This window comes from Mycobacterium sp. E1747, assembly GCF_001667775.1.
In the GTDB taxonomy this organism is placed as follows: Bacteria; Actinomycetota; Actinomycetes; order Mycobacteriales; family Mycobacteriaceae; genus Mycobacterium.
In genome coordinates, this window is the sequence record NZ_LZJI01000014.1 from 1 (window position 1) to 19,009 (window position 19,009).

General features: G+C 67.4%; 22 protein-coding genes. 16 read left to right on the plus strand and 6 right to left on the minus strand.

Features of this window, described 5'->3' with window-relative positions; all coding sequences use genetic code 11:
* Nucleotides 1–147 precede the first annotated feature (147 nt).
* Nucleotides 148–1,389: an alpha-hydroxy acid oxidase gene (locus A5695_RS01170; protein WP_068077237.1), complete on the minus strand. Its 1,242-nt coding sequence runs from the start codon at nt 1,387–1,389 to the stop codon at nt 148–150.
* A 19-nt stretch (nt 1,390–1,408) separates the two neighbouring features.
* Between A5695_RS01170 and A5695_RS01175 the strand changes: the two genes are divergently transcribed.
* Nucleotides 1,409–1,846, plus strand: coding sequence for a DUF1810 domain-containing protein (locus A5695_RS01175; protein ID WP_068077239.1), 438 nt, complete (start codon nt 1,409–1,411; stop codon nt 1,844–1,846).
* Here A5695_RS01175 and A5695_RS01180 read toward each other — a convergent pair.
* From A5695_RS01180 to A5695_RS01190, 3 genes are read right to left on the minus strand one after another with little or no spacing between them, the layout of a single operon-like run.
* Nucleotides 1,832–3,142, minus strand: coding sequence for an alpha-amylase family protein (locus tag A5695_RS01180; RefSeq protein WP_068077241.1), 1,311 nt, complete (start codon nt 3,140–3,142; stop codon nt 1,832–1,834). The two genes, A5695_RS01175 and A5695_RS01180, sit on opposite strands and share 15 nt — an antisense overlap.
* A gap of 4 nt (nt 3,143–3,146) precedes the next feature.
* Entirely contained in the window at nt 3,147–3,683 is a 537-nt protein-coding gene (locus tag A5695_RS01185; RefSeq protein WP_068077242.1) for an alkyl hydroperoxide reductase, read from the minus strand.
* Nucleotides 3,684–3,723: 40 nt separating this feature from the next.
* Nucleotides 3,724–4,311, minus strand: coding sequence for a peroxiredoxin (locus A5695_RS01190; RefSeq protein WP_068077244.1), 588 nt, complete (start codon nt 4,309–4,311; stop codon nt 3,724–3,726).
* Between the two features lie 101 nt (nt 4,312–4,412).
* On the opposite strand from A5695_RS01190, the gene A5695_RS01195 reads away from it, so the two are divergent.
* Genes A5695_RS01195 through A5695_RS01210 form a run of 4 tightly spaced genes read left to right on the plus strand, consistent with a single transcriptional unit; the run spans nt 4,413 to nt 7,296 of the window.
* Nucleotides 4,413–5,348 (plus strand): hydrogen peroxide-inducible genes activator, encoded by a 936-nt coding sequence (locus tag A5695_RS01195; RefSeq protein WP_068077246.1) that lies wholly within the window; start codon nt 4,413–4,415, stop codon nt 5,346–5,348.
* A gap of 26 nt (nt 5,349–5,374) precedes the next feature.
* Complete coding sequence (locus tag A5695_RS01200; RefSeq protein ID WP_068077248.1) at nt 5,375–6,085, plus strand: EthD domain-containing protein; 711 nt, start codon at nt 5,375–5,377, stop codon at nt 6,083–6,085.
* Nucleotides 6,082–6,525: a TIGR03618 family F420-dependent PPOX class oxidoreductase gene (locus tag A5695_RS01205; RefSeq protein WP_068077250.1), complete on the plus strand. Its 444-nt coding sequence runs from the start codon at nt 6,082–6,084 to the stop codon at nt 6,523–6,525. The genes A5695_RS01200 and A5695_RS01205 overlap by 4 nt, the downstream gene beginning before the upstream one ends.
* 18 nt (nt 6,526–6,543) lie before the next feature.
* Nucleotides 6,544–7,296: an enoyl-CoA hydratase/isomerase family protein gene (locus A5695_RS01210; RefSeq protein ID WP_068077252.1), complete on the plus strand. Its 753-nt coding sequence runs from the start codon at nt 6,544–6,546 to the stop codon at nt 7,294–7,296.
* A 12-nt stretch (nt 7,297–7,308) separates the two neighbouring features.
* Here the strand turns inward: A5695_RS01210 and A5695_RS01215 are convergent, their stop codons facing one another.
* Complete coding sequence (locus A5695_RS01215) at nt 7,309–7,494, minus strand: bacterioferritin-associated ferredoxin (RefSeq protein WP_068077255.1); 186 nt, start codon at nt 7,492–7,494, stop codon at nt 7,309–7,311.
* 355 nt (nt 7,495–7,849) lie between these two features.
* Here A5695_RS01215 and bfr point away from each other — a divergent pair, with 355 nt between their 5' ends.
* The 3 genes from bfr to A5695_RS01230 all read left to right on the plus strand — a co-directional run bounded on the left by bfr (nt 7,850) and on the right by A5695_RS01230 (nt 11,000).
* Nucleotides 7,850–8,329, plus strand: coding sequence for a bacterioferritin (gene bfr, locus A5695_RS01220; protein WP_068077275.1), 480 nt, complete (start codon nt 7,850–7,852; stop codon nt 8,327–8,329).
* Between the two features lie 86 nt (nt 8,330–8,415).
* Complete coding sequence (locus A5695_RS01225) at nt 8,416–10,476, plus strand: MDR family MFS transporter (RefSeq protein ID WP_068077257.1); 2,061 nt, start codon at nt 8,416–8,418, stop codon at nt 10,474–10,476.
* A gap of 29 nt (nt 10,477–10,505) precedes the next feature.
* On the plus strand, nt 10,506–11,000 hold the full coding sequence (locus A5695_RS01230) for a carboxymuconolactone decarboxylase family protein (protein ID WP_068077259.1): 495 nt from the start codon (nt 10,506–10,508) through the stop codon (nt 10,998–11,000).
* A 153-nt stretch (nt 11,001–11,153) separates the two neighbouring features.
* Here A5695_RS01230 and A5695_RS01235 read toward each other — a convergent pair whose 3' ends face one another.
* Nucleotides 11,154–11,771, minus strand: coding sequence for a TetR/AcrR family transcriptional regulator (locus tag A5695_RS01235; protein WP_068077261.1), 618 nt, complete (start codon nt 11,769–11,771; stop codon nt 11,154–11,156).
* 154 nt (nt 11,772–11,925) lie between these two features.
* On the opposite strand from A5695_RS01235, the gene A5695_RS01240 reads away from it, so the two are divergent.
* The 8 genes from A5695_RS01240 (at nt 11,926) to A5695_RS30095 (ending at nt 18,934) form a co-directional block, all read left to right on the plus strand.
* Nucleotides 11,926–13,002: an amidohydrolase family protein gene (locus A5695_RS01240; RefSeq protein WP_068077277.1), complete on the plus strand. Its 1,077-nt coding sequence runs from the start codon at nt 11,926–11,928 to the stop codon at nt 13,000–13,002.
* Between the two features lie 54 nt (nt 13,003–13,056).
* Nucleotides 13,057–13,503 (plus strand): nitroreductase family deazaflavin-dependent oxidoreductase, encoded by a 447-nt coding sequence (locus A5695_RS01245; protein ID WP_068077263.1) that lies wholly within the window; start codon nt 13,057–13,059, stop codon nt 13,501–13,503.
* Nucleotides 13,504–13,875: 372 nt separating this feature from the next.
* A complete protein-coding gene (locus A5695_RS01250) occupies nt 13,876–14,766 on the plus strand; it encodes a TIGR03854 family LLM class F420-dependent oxidoreductase (RefSeq protein WP_068077265.1) in 891 nt (296 codons plus the stop codon).
* Nucleotides 14,767–14,808: 42 nt separating this feature from the next.
* Nucleotides 14,809–16,161 (plus strand): glutamine synthetase family protein, encoded by a 1,353-nt coding sequence (locus A5695_RS01255; RefSeq protein WP_068077267.1) that lies wholly within the window; start codon nt 14,809–14,811, stop codon nt 16,159–16,161.
* A gap of 10 nt (nt 16,162–16,171) precedes the next feature.
* Nucleotides 16,172–17,281, plus strand: a complete 1,110-nt coding sequence (locus A5695_RS01260; protein ID WP_068077269.1) for an amidohydrolase family protein — start codon at nt 16,172–16,174, stop codon at nt 17,279–17,281.
* 31 nt (nt 17,282–17,312) lie between these two features.
* Nucleotides 17,313–18,146 (plus strand): lysophospholipid acyltransferase family protein, encoded by an 834-nt coding sequence (locus tag A5695_RS01265; RefSeq protein WP_068077271.1) that lies wholly within the window; start codon nt 17,313–17,315, stop codon nt 18,144–18,146.
* Nucleotides 18,146–18,580 carry an SRPBCC family protein gene (locus tag A5695_RS01270; protein ID WP_068077273.1) on the plus strand — a complete coding sequence of 145 codons (435 nt, stop codon included), beginning with the start codon at nt 18,146–18,148 and terminating at the stop codon, nt 18,578–18,580. The genes A5695_RS01265 and A5695_RS01270 overlap by 1 nt, the downstream gene beginning before the upstream one ends.
* 159 nt (nt 18,581–18,739) lie before the next feature.
* The gene (locus A5695_RS30095; protein WP_304442335.1) at nt 18,740–18,934 is read left to right on the plus strand and encodes a DUF3761 domain-containing protein; all 195 of its coding nucleotides are present in this window, start codon (nt 18,740–18,742) and stop codon (nt 18,932–18,934) included.
* Nucleotides 18,935–19,009: the final 75 nt, after the last annotated feature.

Sequence of the window (19,009 nt, forward strand, 5' to 3'; positions counted from 1 at the left end):
AGGAGCTGTCTCCCAGGCACGTGACCCAGCTGCGGCGTCTGGGGCCGGTTCCGCCGGTGTGAGCCTGGCCGCACAGTGACGATGGATGATGCCGCCCCGCCGAATTTGCGGCTGGCCGCACGTTCGCCCTCGACTGTGCGGCCAGGCTCACACCGGCGGAACCGGCCCCAGACGCCGCAGCTGGGTCACGTGCCTGGGAGACAGCTCCTCGAGGCAGGTCACGCCCAGCAGCCGCATCGTCCGGATCACCCCGTCGGCCAGGATGTCGATCGCGCGGGTGACGCCCGCCTCGCCGCCCGCCATCAGCCCGTACAGGTAGGCCCGCCCGACGAGCGTGCACCGCGCACCCAGCGCGATCGCCGCGACGATGTCGGCGCCCGACATGATGCCGGTGTCGACCAGGATTTCGGTGTCCTTGCCGAGTTCACGCGCGACCGTCGGCAGCAGATGGAAGGGCACCGGCGCCCGATCAAGTTGCCGCCCACCGTGATTGGACAATACGAGGCCGTCGACGCCGTGCTCGACCACCGCGCGGGCGTCCTCGATCGTCTGGATGCCCTTGACCACCAGCTTGCCGGGCCACTGGGCCTTGATCCATTCCAGGTCGTCGAAGGTGAGGCTCGGGTCGAACATGGTGCTCAGGTATTCGGCGACGGTGCCGGGCCAGCGGTCCAGCGACGCGAACGCCAACGGCTCGGTGGTCAGCAGGTCGAACCACCACTTCGGGTGCGGGACCGCATCCAGGACGGTGCGCAGCGTCAACGTCGGTGGGATGGTCATGCCGTTGCGGTTGTCGCGCAGCCGCGCGCCGGACACCGGGACGTCGACGGTGGCCAGCAGCGTGTCGAAACCCGCGTCGGCCGCGCGCCGCACCAGCGCCATCGAGCGTTCGCGGTCCCGCCACATGTAGAGCTGAAACCACTTCCTGCCCTGCGGAACAGCGGTCACCAGGTCCTCGATCGAACAGGTGCCGAGCGTGGACAGCGAGAACGGAATGCCGGCCTTGGCCGCCGCCGCCGCGCCGGCGATCTCGCCCTCGGTGTGCATCAGCCGGGTGAATCCGGTGGGCGCGATACCGAACGGCAGCACGACCGGTTGACCCAGCACGTTCCAGCCGGCCGTGACATTGGTGACGTCGCGCAGGATCGTCGGGTGAAACTCGATGTCGCGGAAGGCTTGTCGGGCCCGACTGATGGAGAGCTCGTCCTCGGCGGCGCCGTCGGTGTAGTCGAACGCCGCCTTGGGGGTACGCCGTTTGGCGATGCGCCGCAAGTCCTCGATGGTGTAGGCGCCGTCGAGGCGGCGCCTGGTGGCGTCGAACTGCGGTCGCTTGAACTTGATCAGCGGCGCGAGATCGCGCACCCTGGGCACTCGCCGGTTGACTTCCACAGTGTGCAACCGTAGTCACATGGAACCGGAGAGCGACCACTTCGACCTCCAGCGCTTCGTCGACGCGCAGGCCCCGGTGTACCGCAACGTCATCGACGAGCTGCGTTCCGGGCGGAAACGCGGCCATTGGATGTGGTTTGTCTTCCCGCAGTTGCGCGGCCTGGGCGGCAGCCCTACGGCTGTGCACTACGGCATCTCATCGCTCGACGAGGCCCGCGCCTACCTGCGGCACGAGCTGCTCGGGCCGCGACTGCGCGAGTGCGCCCGGCTGGTCAACGAGGTGGCGGGGCGGTCGATCCGCGACATCTTCGGCTCACCCGACGACCTGAAGCTGTGTTCGTCGATGACGCTGTTCATGCACGCGACCGACAACAACGACGACTTCGTCGCGCTGCTCGACAAGTACTACGACGGCCGGCAGGACCGGCTCACGCTGGAGCGCCTAGGCCGGGCTTAGGATCCGCCAGCCGTGCGGCTCAACGACCACCGCGTCGATGACCTCCTGTGGCGGCGCCGAGGACCCGCCGATGACCCGGCGGTGGGCGGCACCCAGCTCCGACAGCGCCACACTCATCGGCTCGTCGCCGATGTTGAGCGCGACCAGCAGCGCGTCGTCGCCGTCGCGGCTTTCGTACAGGTAGTGCCGGTTTTCCAGCCGCAGTGCACTGGTCGTCGCCCGGTGTAGCCACGGATGACGACGGCGCAGCCCGACGAGGAACTGGTGCAGCGCCCACATCTCTGCGCCGAACCTGTCCAATTCCAATGGGGGAGAGGTGAACTCCGGGCGGACCGCGTCGTCACCGCCGTAGCGCTCCTCTTTGACGCCGCGGAACCCCAGCTCGTCGCCCGCGTAGACGCTGGGCACGCCGCCGACGGTGAGCAGCAGCACCAGGGCGTGCGCCACGTGTCGGGGGTCGTCCAGCCTGCTGGCGATCCTGGTGACGTCGTGGTTGCCGATGAAGGTGAGCGGGACGAAGCTCGTCAGGAACTCGGCATGGCGCTGCAAGGCCCAGTCCAGCTCGAAGAAGTTGCCGTCGTTGAGGCTGCTCCAGATCGCCTTCCACAGCTCGTATTGGGTAGCCGAGTCGAACGTGGCGGCCCGCACCACCGCGGCGTAGTCGCCGTGGATGAGCTCGCCGACGAACCAGGAGTCCGGGAAGCGCTCGCGGACGCGCGGCAGTGTCGCCGCCCAGAACCCTTCCGGCACCGTGTAAGCCGCGTCGAGGCGCCAGCCGTCGGCGCCGCGCTCCAGCCAGTGCGCCATCACGTCGGCGGTGTAGTCGATCACCTCGGGGTTGTCGTGATTGAGCGTGATCAGCTCGGAGTGACCCTCGAAGGTGTGAAACGAGCCGGGGCGCCCGCGGAACCAGCGCGCGGCCGCGTCGTTGCGCGAAGCCTCCTGGTAGCGGGGGAAATCGACGCCGACGTGATTGAACACGCCGTCGAGTAGGATGCGCAGGCCGCGGCGGCGCGCTTCGACGACAAGGTGGTCGAAGTCGGCGTCGTCACCCAGCCGGGGATCGATGCGGTAATGGTCGGTGGTGTCGTAACCGTGTGTGCGCGAAGCGAATATGGGGCCCAGCGCAATGCCCGAGGCGCCCAGCGCGATGGCGTGGTCGAACCAGTCGACGAGCCGCCGCAGCCGGTGTTCACCCGGCTGCGGCGGCTCCGACGACGCGGGAAAGGCCCCGACGAACCCCAGCGGATAGACCTGCCACCAGATCGCGTGTTCTACCCAGGCTGGTGCCGTCACTGCGTCAGCCGACGGTGGCCAGTGTCTGGGAGGCGACGATCGCTTGTGCCACGCCGGAGACGATGGCCGCGGCCTTCAGCGCCTCCTGGATGGTCTCCCGGCTCACACCCGCCTCGCGCAGCGTGTGTTCGTGGGCGGCCACGCAGTCCGGGCAGCCGTTGATCGACGACACCGCGAAGCACCACAGCTCGAAGTTTGCCTTCTCCACGCCGGGATTGGCGATGATGTTCATCCGCAATCCCGCACGCAGATCGTCGTACTTCCCGTCGAGAAAGCCGCGGCCCCGGTAGAACACGTTGTTCATGCCCATGATCGACGCGGCGCCCAGCGCCGCGTTGTACGCCTCCGCGGACAGCACGTCGGCCGCTTCGGCGCCGATCTCGCTGATCACCTGGGTGTTGCGCGTCGCCGCGGCGCTAGCCAGCAGGGTGCCCCACAGCTGCTCCTGGTCGAGCTCGGTCGTGCGAGTGATCGAGCCCAGGTTGAGCTTGAGATCCTTCGCGTACTCGGGCAGCGCTTCCTTGAGGTTTTCTACGCTCATCTCGCCTCCTAATCAGGCCTTGTACCCGCCCAGGCGTGGACTAAGCCGACGCCTTGAGGAGCTCGGTGGCGTCGAGCGTCGGGTCGCCCTTGCGCCAGTTGCAGGCGCACAGCTCGTCGGACTGCAGCGCGTCCAGCACCCGCAGCACTTCCTCCACGTTGCGTCCGACGGATCCCGCGGTGACCGAGACGAATTGGATCTCGTTGTTGGGGTCCACCAGGAAGGTCGCCCGGTCGGCTACACCGTCGGCGTTGAGCACGCCGGTGGCCAGGCTCAGCTCGCGCTTGATGTCCGAGAGCATGGGGAACGGCAGCTTCTTCAGGTCTTCGTGCTGCGCACGCCAGTTGAAATGCACGAACTCGCTGTCGATCGAGACGCCCAGGACCTGCGCGTCGCGGTCGGAGAACTCGTCGTTGAGCTTGCCGAACGCGGCAATCTCGGTGGGGCAGACGAAGGTGAAGTCCTTGGGCCAGAAGAACACAACGCGCCACTTGCCCTCGTAGTCGTCGCTGGTGATGGTGGTGAAGTAGTCGCCGGGCTGCTTGGCGTCGACCTTGGACAGATCGCCCGCGATCAGCGCAGTCAGCTCGTAGGCAGGGAATTGGTCGCCGATGGTCAGCAAAGGCATGGCTCTCCTAATTTGGATTTACTCAAGATTAGCTTTCCCCGTTATGTTGCCCGTTCAGGCTGCCTGAAGTAAAGGTGATATTTCCCACTACACTTATAGGTATGCCCGATAAGACTTATCAGCCGACGATCGCTGGCCTGCGCGCGTTCGTCGCCATTGCCGAGCGGCGCCAATTCAGCGGTGCCGCAACATCTCTCGGCGTCAGTCAGTCCACGTTGTCGCAGGCACTGGCGGCGCTGGAGACCGGGCTCGGCAGCCGGCTCATCGAGCGGTCCACCCGGCGCGTCCTCTTGACGCCCGAGGGCATCGAGCTGCTGCCGCGCGCCCAGGCCGTCGTCGAGGCGGTGGACGCGTTCACCGCCGCGGCCGCCGGCTCATCCGATCCGCTCCGGGCCGGGATGCGGTTGGGCCTGATTCCGACGATCGCGCCCTACGTGCTACCGACGGTGCTGGCCGGCCTCGCCGAGCGGTTCCCCGAAATGACGTTGCGGGTAACGGAAGACCAGACCGAACGACTGCTGACGGTATTGCGCGAGGGCGCGCTCGACGCGGCGCTGATCGCCCTGCCCGCCGACGCCCACGGCATCACCGCAATCCCGATCTACGACGAGGATTTCGTGCTTGCGCTGCCGCCCGGGCACCCGCTGTCCGGAAAGCGGCGGGTCCCGACGACGGCGCTGGCCGATCTACCGCTGCTGCTGCTGGACGAGGGGCACTGCCTGCGCGACCAGGCGCTCGAGGTGTGCCACAAGGCCGGCGTGCGAGCGGAGCTGGCCAACACCCGCGCGGCTTCGCTTGCCACGGCGGTGCAATGCGTGACCGGCGGCCTGGGGGTGACGCTGATCCCGCAGAGCGCGGTGCCGGTCGAGGCGACGAGAAGCCGCCTAGGCCTGGCACAGTTCGCCGCACCCCGACCGGGGCGGCGCATTGGTTTGGTGTACCGCTCGTCCAGCGGCCGCGACGAGTCCTACCGACAGCTGGCCGGGATGATCGGCACATTGATCGGCAACCGGCACCAGGTGCGGCTGGTCAAATAGCGCGACGCCGGCGGTAGGTTCAGCACATGGAAAAGGTCGTCGCCGTGCTCATGCGTGCCGATTCGGACGAGAACTGGTGCGCCCGCCAGCGGGGCCCGGTCGCCGACGCCCTGTTGGCGCTGGGACTTCCCGGGCTGGCGGTCAACGTGCGCGACGACGCGGTGCGTCATTCACTGATGACGCTCACGACGCTGGACCCGCCGGTCTCCGCGGTGGTGAGCATGTGGACCCAGCAGTGTTACGGCGAGCAGATGGCGGCGGCCCTGACCCTGCTCGCGGTCGAATGCGAACAACTCGCCGCCTACCTGGTGACCGAATCGGTCCCACTCAAGGCGCCGGTGAACGAGTCTGGCTCGCGTACAACGGGTTTCGCCAACATCGCGCTGCTGCGCCGGCCCGAGGGCCTCGACCAGGCGGGCTGGCTGAACCGGTGGCAGCGCGACCACACCTCGGTGGCCATCGAGACGCAGGCGACCTTCGGCTATACCCAGAACTGGGTGGTGCGCGCCCTCACCCCGGACGCGCCGAGAATCGCGGGCATCGTCGAGGAGTTATTCCCCATTGAGGCGGTCACCGATCTCAAGGCGTTCTTCGGTGCCGCCGACGACAAGGACCTGCAGGACCGCTTGGGCCGAATGGTCGCCAGCACCACGGCGTTCGGCGCCAACGAGAACATCGACACCGTCCCCACCAGCCGTTACGTCTTCAAGACACCGTTCATCGGGGAACCCACATGACCTCTCTGCGCGACGCCGTGGCGCTGGTCGCGTCGGAAAGCGGCCTGGCGGTCGTCTCCACGGTTCGCGCCGACGCGACGGTGCAGGCGTCACTGGTCAACGTCGGCCTGTTGCCGCATCCCGACGGCGGCCAGGAGGTGTTGGGCTTCACCACCTACGGCAAGGTCAAGCTGGCCAACCTGCGGGCGCGGCCACAGCTGGCGGTCACCTTCCGCAGGGGCTGGCAGTGGGCGACCGTCGAGGGCCGCGCGGAGCTGGCCGGCCCCGAAGACGCCCAGCCCTGGCTGACCACGGACGACCAGCTGCGGCTCTTGCTCCGCGATGTCTTCACCGCCGCGGGCGGCACGCACGACGACTGGGACACCTACGACCGCGTCATGGCCCGGGAGCGGCGCGCCGTTGTGCTGATCGTGCCCACCCGCGTCTACGGCAACGGCTGACCTGGTTAGGCTGCAGCCGTGACGCTGCAGATCGATGACGACAAGCGGGTGCGCACCCTCACGCTGAACCGGCCCGAGGCGCTCAACGCGTTCAACGAGGCCCTGTACGACGCTACCGCGGAGGCGCTATTGGCCGCGGCCGACGATCCCGACGTCGCCGTGGTGCTGCTGACCGGCGCGGGCCGCGGCTTCAGCGCCGGCACCGACCTCGCCGAGATGCAGGCCCGCATCATCGATCCGGACTTCGCCCCGGGCAAGTACGGCTTCATCGGCCTGATCGATGCCCTCAGCGCGTTCCCCAAGCCGCTCATCTGCGCGGTCAACGGCGTCGGGGTCGGCATCGGCGCCACCATCCTCGGCTACGCCGATCTGGCGTTCATGTCCTCGACCGCCCGGCTGAAGTGCCCGTTCACCAGCCTGGGGGTGGCGCCGGAGGCGGCGTCGTCGTACCTGCTGCCGCAGCTGGTGGGCCGGCAGAACGCCGCCTGGCTGCTGATGTCCTCGGAGTGGGTGGACGCCGACGAGGCGTTGCGAATGGGCCTGGTCTGGCGGGTCTGCGAGCCCGACGATTTGCTCCCTGAAGCCCGTCGGCACGCGGAAATCCTTGCCAGCCGCCCGATTTCGAGCCTGATGGCGGTCAAGCACACCATGGTGGAGCCGGTCCGGCCGGAAATCGCCGCGGCCACCGCGCGGGAAAACGCGCACTTCGCCGAACTGATGGGGGCACAGGCCAACGCCGCGGCCCTGGCGGACTTCAACAAGACCCGCTGAGCGGGCGCATTCCTAAAGCGAGGGAGCGGTCTCGAGGTTCGCCGACGCGGCGATGATCGCCCGCAGCGTCCGTCGGCAGCGCCCGCAGTCGCCGCCGGCCCCGCACGCGGCCGCAATCTCTTTGGAGGTGGAGGCGCCCTGGGCGACCACCTCGGACACCGTGTGGTTGGTCACGCCGACACACAGGCATACGTACATCAGCGCATCCCCTGCATGCGGGCGACGTTCCCTTCCTCGACGGCCTGGCCACGCGCGCTCAATTCGTCCTCCCTCTCGGCCTCCCGTGTCACCGGGATTCCCGAAGAAAATGCCGAACCGACAGCAATATTAGTTGAGTCTAACCTAAGTTCGTTAGCGCAGTCTAACCTTACCTCCAGCAACGTCGATCACCGGAGCGGCGCGAAACACACACTGAGCACAGCCATACCTTGCTGGAAGATTGCACCCCGGCATGGCAAAGTGCGACTACGGCCCGGCATGGTGTGCTCAGCCCAGCGCACCCCGCCACGGCCTGGAATGACCACCGTTTCGACGCCACCGTAGGGGAGTGATCATGCAAGGGGATCCGGATGTTTTGCGCTTGCTCAACGAGCAGTTGACCGGCGAGCTCACCGCGATCAACCAATACTTCCTGCACTCCAAAATGCAGGACAACTGGGGCTTCACCGAGGTCGCCAAGCACACCCGGGAGGAGTCCTTCGACGAGATGCGGCACGCCGAGGCGATCACCGATCGCATTCTGCTGCTCGACGGGCTGCCCAACTACCAGCGCCTCTTCTCCCTGCGCATCGGCCAGACACTGCGCGAGCAGTTCGAGGCCGACCTGGCCATCGAATACGAGGTGATGGACCGGCTCAAGCCCGGCATCATCATGTGCCGCGAGAAGCAGGACACCACCAGCGCCACCCTGCTGGAAGAGATCGTGGCTGATGAGGAAAAGCACATCGACTACCTCGAGACGCAGCTGGAGCTGATGGACAAGCTCGGCGTGGAGCTCTACTCCGCGCAGTGCGTCTCGCGGCCGCCGAGCTAACAGGCCGCGCACGCCTTTTCGCGGGTTTGGTTGCCACGGGTTAACCCCGGGCACTCACTACCATCGAAAGCCGTGGGAAGGCGGGCATGACGAGGGCGACACCAGCGGCGGCTCCGGCGGACACCGGACCCGGGGACGTCGCGGTCGACCCGCAGCGACGCAATTTCATCTTCGTGGCGATCCTGCTCGGCATGCTGATGGCCGCGCTGGACCAGACGATCGTGGCGACCGCTTTGCCGACGATCGTCGCCAATCTTGGTGGCGCAGGCCATCAATCGTGGGTGGTCACCAGCTATTTGCTCGCCTCGACGATCATCACCGCCCTCGTCGGCAAGGTCGGTGACCTGTTCGGCCGCAAGCGGGTGTTCCAGGCGGCCGTGGTGTTCTTCGTCGCCGGATCGGTGCTGTGTGGGCTCTCGAGCTCGATGGGCATGCTCGTCGCGTCCCGCGCGCTGCAGGGCATCGGCGGCGGCGGGCTGATGGTGACCGCCATGGCGCTGATCGGCGAGGTGATCCCGCTGCGGGACCGCGGCCGCTACCAGGGCGCGATGGGCGCGGTATTCGGCGTCACCACCGTGATCGGCCCGTTGCTCGGCGGCTACTTCACCGACCACTTCACCTGGCGTTGGGCGTTCTGGATCAACGTGCCGATCTCGGTCGTGGTGTTCTTCGTGGCGGCCGCCGCCATCCCGGCGCTGTCGGAGCGCACCAAACCCGTCATCGACTACACCGGCATCCTGTTGGTCGGCCTCGGTGCCGCCGGGCTGACACTGGCCACCAGCTGGGGCGGGACCACCTACCCGTGGGGATCGCCGACGATCGTCGGCCTGTTCGCCGGCTCGGTGACCGCGTTGTGCCTCTTCGCCTGGGTGGAAAGCCGCGCCGCCGCGCCGATCCTGCCGACCCGGCTGTTCGGCAGTCCGGTGTTCACGGTGTGCTGCGTGCTGTCCTTCGTGGTCGGTTTCGCGATGCTGGGCGCCCTGACGTTCCTGCCGACCTACATGCAGTTCGTCGACGGGGTCTCGGCCACCACGTCGGGCCTGCGCACGTTGCCGATGGTGATCGGGATGCTGACAATCTCAATGGGCAGTGGTGTCATCGTCGGCCGCACGGGCAGATACAAAGTCTTCCCCGTCGCCGGCACCGCCGTCATGGCGCTGGCTTTCTTCCTGATGTCGCGGATGGACCCGTCGACATCGGTGTTGGTTCAGTCGCTGTTCCTCGTCATCCTCGGCGCCGGGATCGGGATGTGCATGCAGACTCTGGTCCTGATCGTGCAGAACACCGTGGGCTTCGACGACCTCGGCGTCGCGACCTCCGGCGTCACGTTCTTCCGCACAATCGGAAGCTCGTTCGGCGCCGCCATCTTCGGCTCGCTGTTCACGAACTTTCTGCACAGCCGGATCGGCCCGGCGATGGTGGCCAGCCGCGCGCCGGCGGCGGCCGCCGCGTCACCGGAGGCGTTGCACCGGTTGCCCCGCCAGGCGGCCGCCCCGATTGTCGCCGCCTACTCTGACTCGCTCACCCACGTGTTCGGATGGGCGATTCCGGTCGCGCTGGTGGGGTTCGTCCTGGCGTTGTTCCTGCGGGAGGTACCGCTGCGGGAAATGCACGACAGCACAATCGATCTCGGCGACGCGTTCGGCATGCCGAGCACCGAGACCCCGGATCAAATGCTGGAGGGCGCGGTCGAACGCATGCTGCGCGGTGTGCCCGGCATGCGACTGCGCAGCATCGCCATGCGACCCGACTGCCGACTCGACGTGGCCGGATTGTGGGGCGTCCTGCGCATCAACCGCTACGGGCAGATGTATGGCACGGCCCGGCTCACCGACATCGCCGACTATCTACGGATACCGTTCGAGGTCTTGGAGCCCACCTTCTCGCGGCTGATCGCCACCGGATACGCCCGCGCCGACGGCGACCAGCTGTGGCTAACACCCGCGGGGGTCCAGCAGGTGGACTACGTGCACGCCCTGCTGGTCGGCTGGCTGGTCGACAAGCTCGCCCGCTCAACGGGATTCGACGGACGACCGGATCGCCGCGTGGTGGAAGCTGCGCTGAACCGAGTCGCGGGCCGCGTTCTCGCGCAACGGGACTGGAGCGACGACCGTCCCACCATGAAGATCCCGGCGCCTGCCTCCTGAAACGGGCGGTGCGCGCGTACCATCACGCCATGAGCCGAATCGGAACATTTGCTGACGACGACCTGGCCGGCTGGTTTGTGAAGTCCCCGGACATCGGCGCTGCGCTCGGCGGTTTCAGCAACGCGGTCTACACCAAGAACCGGCTGCCGCTGCGCACCCGCGAACTGGCGCGTGCCGTCATCGCGCACCGCAACGAGTGCGTCGTCTGCGTCAACACCCGCGACGAGGACGGGCCCGCCGCCGGCGTCGACGAGGAGTTGTACGACCACGCCAAGGAGTGGCGCACCTGGCCCGGCTACAGCGAGCAGGAACGGCTGGCGGCCGAGTTCGCGGACCGGTTCGCGAGCGATCACACGGGTCTGCGCGACGACGAGGACTTCTGGAGCCGCTGCTCCGAACACTTCTCCGACGAGCTGCTGGCCGACCTGGCCCTCTCCTGTGCGCTGTGGGTCGGCATGGGCCGAGTCCTGCGGACACTGGACATCGGGCAGGCCTGCAAGCTGACCATTCCCAGCCGGGCATAACCGCACCCCGAGCGTTCTCGCCTTCGGTGTTGAGGATCTCGGTCGCGGCCGCGACGATCCGGGGTCGGCGATGAGTTGAGCTGGCGCCACGGTGCCACTGCTGGTGAAGGTGTCATCAAGGGTCAAGGCGGCGACGCGGGCCGCCGGCGGCAATCACGGCTTCAAGGATCGTCCCCCGTCCGGGTCGTCGCCGGAAAATCGCTGAGGTCGGCGTAGTCCTGCGATCAGAACGTCGACCAGTCGGCGTGCGTCGTCACCGTGACTGCCCGAGTTTGTGCAGAGGCTCGCGACGCCACGCAGGAGCTCGTGGGCCTTGAGGTCGGAGCGATTCTCGCCCGACGCGGCGGCGGCCTCGAGCAGCTGGGTGCACACGGGCAGAAGGCGATCCAGGAAGTAGGAGTGCAGCGGGTCGAAGCACGGGTCGTCGGACTGCAGAACCGCGGCAAGTCCGAGCTTGGTGACCAGGAAATCAACAAAGAGATCGATCCAGTGCCCTAGCGCAACGTGCGGAGTCGCGCTGCTCGCCAGCAAGGCCGGACCGGCGTCGGCCAGAGCCTCGACCTGGTGACGGTAGACGGCAATGACCAAATCTGCTCGCGTCGGGAAGTGGCGGTAGATCGTGGCGGTCCCGACGCCGGCCTTGGCCGCGATTTCGCGCACCGGCGCTTCCACGCCTGACGTCACGAAGACCGCCGCCGCCGCCTCGAGCAGAGTCTGCTCATTGCGTTGAGCGTCGGCCCGTTTGGGTCGTGCCGTCTGAGCTGGGCTCATCGTACGGTCGTTCACCGCGTCGGTTCCTCCACCACCGGTTTTGCTAAACGGGACACCGTCCCGTATCGTCGAAACGGGACAAGATTCCGCTTTTATCATCCCCCGGGCCGGCCCGATGACCAAACGCTGGACCCCCCGAATGGAGGGACACGCCATGCAGCAAGCCTCGGTGGTGCAGCGAGTGATCGGCCTTGAGGAACATGCCTGGACGGCCGAGCTGCGCGACGCCCTGCTGAAGTACGGAGCAGATGAGACCGTCACCGTTTTGAGCAGCCAGAAGGACACTGACCGGCGCCTACGCGATGTCGGCGCCGAACGCCTTGCAAGGATGGATGCCGCCGGCGTGGATCTGCAGGTCCTGTCCATTACCTCACCCGGCACCCAGCCATTGCCGCCGGAAGAAGCCTTGCCGTTGGCCCGCGACGCCAATGACTTCCTCGCCGACGCGGTCGGTCGCCGACCGGACCGTTTTGCGGCATTCGCCACGCTGCCTACACCCGACCCGCAAGCCGCGGCCGAGGAACTGGAGCGCTGCGTCACTCAGCTGCACTTCGTCGGAGCGCTACTGTTTCCGCGTACCGGCGAGACGTTTCTCGACGACGACAGATTTCGGCCTGTGTTCGAAGCCGCCGCGTCCCTTGAAGTGCCGTTGTACATCCACCCGGCCTTGCCGCCTCAGCCGGTCCGTGACGCCTGCTTCAGCGGATTTGACGACTGGACGAACATGATTTTGTCCTCCGGTGCTTGGGGGTGGCACGCAGAGGCCGGCATTGCAACTCTCCGGCTCATCCTCGCCGGCACCTTTGATCGTCATCCGCGACTGCAGCTCATCCTCGGGCACTGGGGTGAGATGCTCGTGTCGTTCGCTGATCGCGCCGACGTGCTCAGCGCCGCGAACCAAACCCTTGAACGGCCAATCCTCGATTACATCACGGCCAACCTCTACGTCACCGCCGGTGGCATCCTGAGTCACCGCATGCTGATCCAGGCGAAAGACGTGCTCGGGCCGGATCGTCTGATGTTTGGCGGCGACGATCCCTACGGCGTATCCATGGGCCGGTTCGGCGCGGACTCAAGGGGGCGATTCGGCGGTGACGGCGGAGCTCGACAGTTCGTGCAGGCCGCTCCAATCAGCGCGCACGACAAGGACAAGTTCGCTCACCTGAACGCGGAGCGACTCCTGGGCCACCGCATCGCATCGACACGCGCCGACATCATCACGCACCGGTGACTTGCACGACCTGTTGGCCGACAACGTGCCCACAGATAAGGAGACACAGCACACATGTCAGAGATCGACAAGGACAAGCTCGCCTCCGACGCCGAGGCCCTCGACACCTTCAACCGCTCCATCGTCGAGGAGTTCCGCGCCAATGACGGCCACGTCAGCAATCTGCCGGGCGGCGAGGTTCTGCTGCTTCACACGACGGGCGCCAAGTCAGGCAAGCCGCGGCTGACGCCGCTGGCGTATTTGACCGTTGACGGGCGGATGTTGATCGTCGGTTCCTCCCTTGGTGCACACAAGGATCCGGCGTGGGTACACAATCTGCGTGCCAATCCGCGTGCCCACATCGAGGTCGGCACCGATGACTACGACGTGATCGCGCACGAAGTATCGCGTGAGGAGCGCGACGAGCTCTTCCCGCGGGTGACGCAGCTAGCGCCAGTACTCGCGGAATATCAGACCAAGACCGACCGCGTCATTCCCCTTTTCGAACTGACGCCCGCGTGACACCTGTGTGCGGCTGCGGCGTTCGACGATGACGCGTTGATGGCACTAACCGACAGCGATCGGCATCTCGCGCTAGCCCTGAAGCGGTGCTTTGCGTAGGTGATAGCGCCTGCACATGCGCCGTCACCAACTCTTGGGCACGGCGCTCGTCCGACCGCAGACCGGAACCCGTGAACAGATCCACCTTGCAGGGGTTCGCGGCTAGGCGACGAAAGTTTGTGCTTTTCTCACAGCCGTGTCACTCGAGCGGGCGGACGAAGCAAGCCGGCAGGTCGACACATGTTGCAATCACCCTTTAGCCCACGCCGGAAAACGTCTCAGCGGTTTATGTTTCGCGGGCACAAAGCGCGGCATCGCGGCGTTGCCCGATGGGTGAAGATTCGCTTCGGCGTCGGGTTGGGCGCGGACACCGCACCGGACCAACTGGCCCCCATCGTGGATCACTTGGAGGCCAACGGTGTGGACTCGCTGTGGTTCTCCGAGCTGGTGTACTCCCCGGCGGTCGACCCGGTCGTCGGGATGGCGTACGCACTGGCCAGGACGAACCGGCTGAAGGTCGGCACCTCGGTGGCCGTACTACCCGGGCGGCATCCCGTCCTGGTCGCCAAGCAATTGGCGTCGCTGGCGGCCGTCGCGCCGAAGCGCGTCCTTCCGGTGTTCGGGCTGCGGTCGGCGATTCCGGCCGAGCGCGAGGTGTTCGTGGTCCCCGACGGAGAGCGAGCCGCGGTGTTCGACGAGTCGCTGCGGGTGCTGCGCTCGGCTCTGACCGAGGACTCCGCGAGCTTTGCCGGCCGGTACTTCACTGTCAGTGGGGCCGCTGTCATGCCCAGGCCGCAGCCCTCGCTGGACATCTGGCTCGGCGGATCGGCGCCGGCGGCGTATCGGCGCATCGGCGCGCTGGCCGACGGCTGGCTGGGCAGTTTCCTGACGCCGGCGGAGGCGCGGGCCGGCCGTGCGGCGATCCAGCGCGCCGCCGCGCAAGCGGGCCGGCAGATCGACCCCGATCACTTCGGGATCTCGTTGGCCGTCGTGGACGGGGTCGACGGCGAGCTGCCCGCGACACTGGCCGCGGCGGCCCGCAACCGTCGCCCGGACGTCGACCCCGCCGAGCTGATCGCCGTCGGCTGGGATCGGCTGCACAGGCAGCTGGACGCCTACATCGACGCGGGACTGACGAAGTTCGTCATCCGGCCGGCCGGTAGCGCGCCCTTGAATGGCTTTCTGGATCGGTTCATCAGCGAGCTGACCGCCCGCCAGAACTGAATTCGCGAGCCCGCGGCTCCGGCCCCCTGCACAATGACTCCCATGACCGGCACACCGCTTGCCGCCGCGGCGATCGCCCAGCTGGAGTCCGAGGGCGTCGACACCGTCATCGGCACCGTCGTGAACCCCGCCGGGCTCACCCTGGCCAAAACGGTACCGATCCGGCGGACCAACGCCTTCGCCGATCCCGGCCTCGGCGCCAGCCCCTCGTGGCACGCCTTCGCGATCGACCAGAGCGGCATTGCCTTCACCCGCGATGTCGGCGTGATCGGGGACCAGCGGCTGCGCATCGACCTGTCCGCCCTGCGCATCGTCGGTGACGGGCTGGCGTGGGCGCCCGCCGCATTCTTCTCCCAGGACGGCGCGCCCGTCCCCGCCTGCGCCCGCGGCACGCTGAGCCGGGTCGAAACCGCGCTCGCCGAAGCCGGAGTCGAGGCGGTGATCGGGCACGAGATCGAATTCCTGCTGGTGGCGCCCGACGGTAACCGCCTCCCGTCGACGCTGTGGGCGCAGTACGGCCTTGCAGGAGTCCTGGAACACGAGGAGTTCGTCCGCGACGTCACCCGGTCGGCCGGCGCGGCAGGCATCGCGATCGAGCAGTTTCACCCCGAGTACGGGGCCAACCAATTCGAGCTGTCCGTGGCGCCGCAGCCCCCGGTGGCCGCCGCCGACCAGCTGGTACTGCTGCGACTCATCGTCGGGCGGGTGGCCCGCCGCCATGGGCTTCGCATCAGCCTGTCGCCGGTCCCCTTCGCCAACGACGTGGGGTCCGGCGCCCACCAACACTTTTCGCTGACGACGGCCGACGGGCCGCTGTTCTCCGACGGCGCGGGCGCCAGAGGCATGACGCCTGCGGGGGAGAACGCGATGGCCGGGCTGGTCCACGGGCTGCCGGAGGCGCAGGGCCTGCTGTGCGGGTCGATCGTGTCCGGCCTGCGCATGCACCCCGGTAACTGGGCCGGCGCGTACGCCTGCTGGGGAACCGAAAACCGCGAGGCCGCAGTGCGATTCATCGCCGGCGGGCCCGGAAACCCGCGCGGCGGAAACGTCGAAGTGAAGATCGTCGACCCTTCCGCGAACCCCTACCTGGCGTCGGCGGCGATCCTGGGCCTGGCCCTGGACGGAATAGAACGGCAGGCACCGCTGCCCCCGGAGGTCACGATCGACCCGGCGGACCTAACCGCTTCCGAACGCGAACGCGACGGCATCGTGAGCCTGCATCGCGACCAGGCCGAAGTGATTGCCGCATTGGATGATTCGAAACTGATGCGACACATCGTGGGCGACGCCGCGGTCGACATGGTGGTCGCCGTCCGCTCGCTGGAACACGAGCGATACGGCGACCTGGACCCCGAGCATCTGGCGGACAAGTTCCGCATGGCGTGGAGCCTGTGACAGGCTCGCCATGGTTTCCGACCCTCGCGCGCTGGCCGAACACATCGATGAAGTACCCCTGATCGACCAACACGTCCACGGTTGTTGGACGGCCGCGGGGGACCGGAATCGGTTCGAAAACGCGCTCAACGAGGCCAACACCGAACCCATCGCGGGCCCGGGATTCGACACGCAGCTCGGCTTCGCCGTGCGCGCACATTGTGGCCCCGTCCTCGGTCTTCCGAAGCACGCTGACCCGCAATCATATTGGGAACGCCGCAGCCAATTCGGCGAGGCAGAACTGGCCCGCATGTTCCTGCCGGCCGCGGGGGTGAGCGACTGGCTGGTGGACACCGGGATCGGCGCGGACACCGCCGGCCCCGCCGACATGGCCGAGTTGTCCGGTAGCCGCGCTCACGAGGTGATCCGCCTCGAGGAGGTCGCCGAGCAGGCCGCGCGGGCGCCCGGCGACTACGCGGTGGCGTTCGAGGACATCCTGCACCGGCGCGCGGCGACGGCCGTCGGCACCAAGTCGATCCTGGCCTACCGAGGTGGGTTCGACGGCGACCTGAGCGAACCGGAACCGGCACAGGTGGCCGAGGCCGCCGGCCGGTGGCGCGACCGGGGCGGCACCCGATTGCAGGACCGGGTGCTGCTGCGATTCGGGCTGCATCGGGCGCTGCGGCTAGGCAAGCCCCTGCAATTCCACGTCGGCCTCGGCGACCGGGATTGCGACCTGCACAAGACCAACCCGCTGCTATTGCTCGACTTCCTGCGGCAGTCCGCGGACACCCCTGTCGTGCTATTGCATTGCTATCCCTACGAGCGCGAGGCCGGGTACCTGGCGCAGGCGTTCAACAACGTCTATGTCGACGGCGGGTTGAGCGTGAACCAGCTCGGCGCGCGGTCACCGGCCTTCATCGCACGGCTGCTGGAGCTGGCCCCCTTCGGCAAGGTCCTCTACTCGTCGGACGGATTCGGCCCCGCGGAACTCCACTATCTCGGTGCGACACTGTGGCGCAGGGCAATTCACCGCGTGCTGCGCGGCTTCGTCGACGACGACGACTGGAGCGAAGCCGACGCCATGCGGGTGGTCGACCTGATCGCTCACGGCAACGCCGCCGCCCTCTACCGCGTTTGACCCACGGTGACACCGGGGTATACGGCCGGTTATGGCGACCGCGAGGGGCGTCTTGGAATGGGCCCGGGACAAGGTCGTGTCGTGGGTGCCCAAGGCCGACCTCGACCAACGTGACCCGGACTACATTCGCGACCAGCTGCCGGGAACCTGGCTGCTGGCGTCGTTCTACTTCCGGGCGGACGTGCGCGGCCTGGATCGCATCCCGGCCGAAGGGCCGGTGCTGTTGGTCGGAAACCACAGCGGCGGCAATGTGCCTCCGGACACGTTCGTGTTCACACTGGCGTTCTGCTCCTATTTCGGCGTCGAGCGGCCCTTCTACCAGTTGGCACACAACCTCGTCGTCTCCGCACCGCCGCTGGGTTGGCTGCGCAAGTTCGGCACCGTGGCCGCGAACCCCGAGAATGCCCGTCTCGCACTGGATTCCGGTGCCGCGCTGCTGGTCTACCCCGGCGGGGACTACGAGGTGTTCCGGCCTTCGTGGGAGCGTCACAAGGTCGACTTCGGCGGCAGGATGGGCTACGTTCGGCTGGCCCGTGAGGCCGGGGTGCCGATCGTGCCCGTCGCCAGCGTCGGCGGGCAGGAAAGCGCGTTGTTCCTCAATCGTGGGCAGTGGCTGGCCAAGCTGCTGATGGCCGACAAGCTGCTGCGCCTCAAGAGCGTCCCGATATCGCTGGCACTGCCCTGGGGCCTGAACATCAGCGACCTGGCGGGCCACATTCCGTTGCCCACCAAGATCGTGATCGAGGTCCAAGACCCGATCGAGGTCGATGGAGACGACCAGGCGGTGCACGACAAGGTGATGGCCAGCCTGCAGGGCGGGGTCGACCGACTGGCCGCCGAACGGCGATTCCCGGTGATCGGCTGATGCGCGTCGAACGCCGCTGCGTCATCAACGCCGACCGCGCCGCGGTTTGGAAGATCGTCAGCGATCCGGACTGCTACCCGTCGTTCATGACAAGCCTGGAACGCTGGGAGTCGTCGAACGACAAGCCGGCCGGCGTGGGTGCCCGCTACACCGTGCACTGGAAGATCGGCTCGGTTCCCGTGGGCGGGCTGATCGAGGTGGTCGAATTCGACGAGGGCCGCGACCTGGCCTGGGTAGGCATCACCGGGGTCACGCTGCGCGGGCGCATCCGGTTGCGCGACCGCGGCGACGGCTGCACGAAGGTGACGTTCCGGCTGTCGTATCAGGCACCCGGGGGATTGCTCGGGTACATCGCTGACCGGATCGCCGTGCGCCAGGTGGGACGCACCGTCGCCGGCACCTTGAAACGGTTGAGGAAGCTCGCCGAGTCGTAGCCATTTTTCCAATTCCGCATGTAAGCAACGGCGGCGCGGCATACGCTCCGATCGACGAATCGGGCAACGTCACCAAACACGGCGAACAGGAAAGGGTTTGGGGGCATGTTGCTTCGAGCAGCTCTCGTCGCCGCGGTCGTCGCGGCCGCCGCCGGTGGTATGGCAGCACCGGCCTACTCATCGCCCGGTTGTTATATCGCCAGTTCCGGCGACTGCGTGCCGTATCCGCGGCAGGGGCCGTCGCAGCCACCTGGTGCCACCGCGCAATGCGCAGACGGCAGCTGGTCGTTCAGCGAACATCCGCATTCGGGCGGCACGTGCCACGGACACGGGGGAGTCCAGCAGTACTTGTAGCGGTCGGCGATGCCCGGCGCTGGGGCTCGCGGATGGTCACCCCTCGTCCTCCGACCATCCGATCGCGGCGAGCAG

Bases quoted from the DNA above. Each gene is read 5' to 3' on its own strand.
- A5695_RS01175 (WP_068077239.1), top strand. From the start codon at position 1,409: ATGGAACCGGAGAGCGACCACTTCGACCTCCAGCGCTTCGTCGACGCG.
- A5695_RS01185 (WP_068077242.1), bottom strand. From the start codon at position 3,683: ATGAGCGTAGAAAACCTCAAGGAAGCGCTGCCCGAGTACGCGAAGGAT.
- A5695_RS01190 (WP_068077244.1), bottom strand. From the start codon at position 4,311: ATGCCTTTGCTGACCATCGGCGACCAATTCCCTGCCTACGAGCTGACT.
- A5695_RS01195 (WP_068077246.1), top strand. From the start codon at position 4,413: ATGCCCGATAAGACTTATCAGCCGACGATCGCTGGCCTGCGCGCGTTC.
- A5695_RS01200 (WP_068077248.1), top strand. From the start codon at position 5,375: ATGGAAAAGGTCGTCGCCGTGCTCATGCGTGCCGATTCGGACGAGAAC.
- A5695_RS01205 (WP_068077250.1), top strand. From the start codon at position 6,082: ATGACCTCTCTGCGCGACGCCGTGGCGCTGGTCGCGTCGGAAAGCGGC.
- A5695_RS01215 (WP_068077255.1), bottom strand. From the start codon at position 7,494: ATGTACGTATGCCTGTGTGTCGGCGTGACCAACCACACGGTGTCCGAG.
- bfr (WP_068077275.1), top strand. From the start codon at position 7,850: ATGCAAGGGGATCCGGATGTTTTGCGCTTGCTCAACGAGCAGTTGACC.
- A5695_RS01225 (WP_068077257.1), top strand. From the start codon at position 8,416: ATGACGAGGGCGACACCAGCGGCGGCTCCGGCGGACACCGGACCCGGG.
- A5695_RS01230 (WP_068077259.1), top strand. From the start codon at position 10,506: ATGAGCCGAATCGGAACATTTGCTGACGACGACCTGGCCGGCTGGTTT.
- A5695_RS01235 (WP_068077261.1), bottom strand. From the start codon at position 11,771: ATGAGCCCAGCTCAGACGGCACGACCCAAACGGGCCGACGCTCAACGC.
- A5695_RS01240 (WP_068077277.1), top strand. From the start codon at position 11,926: ATGCAGCAAGCCTCGGTGGTGCAGCGAGTGATCGGCCTTGAGGAACAT.
- A5695_RS01245 (WP_068077263.1), top strand. From the start codon at position 13,057: ATGTCAGAGATCGACAAGGACAAGCTCGCCTCCGACGCCGAGGCCCTC.
- A5695_RS01255 (WP_068077267.1), top strand. From the start codon at position 14,809: ATGACCGGCACACCGCTTGCCGCCGCGGCGATCGCCCAGCTGGAGTCC.
- A5695_RS01260 (WP_068077269.1), top strand. From the start codon at position 16,172: ATGGTTTCCGACCCTCGCGCGCTGGCCGAACACATCGATGAAGTACCC.
- A5695_RS01265 (WP_068077271.1), top strand. From the start codon at position 17,313: ATGGCGACCGCGAGGGGCGTCTTGGAATGGGCCCGGGACAAGGTCGTG.
- A5695_RS01270 (WP_068077273.1), top strand. From the start codon at position 18,146: ATGCGCGTCGAACGCCGCTGCGTCATCAACGCCGACCGCGCCGCGGTT.
- A5695_RS30095 (WP_304442335.1), top strand. From the start codon at position 18,740: ATGGCAGCACCGGCCTACTCATCGCCCGGTTGTTATATCGCCAGTTCC.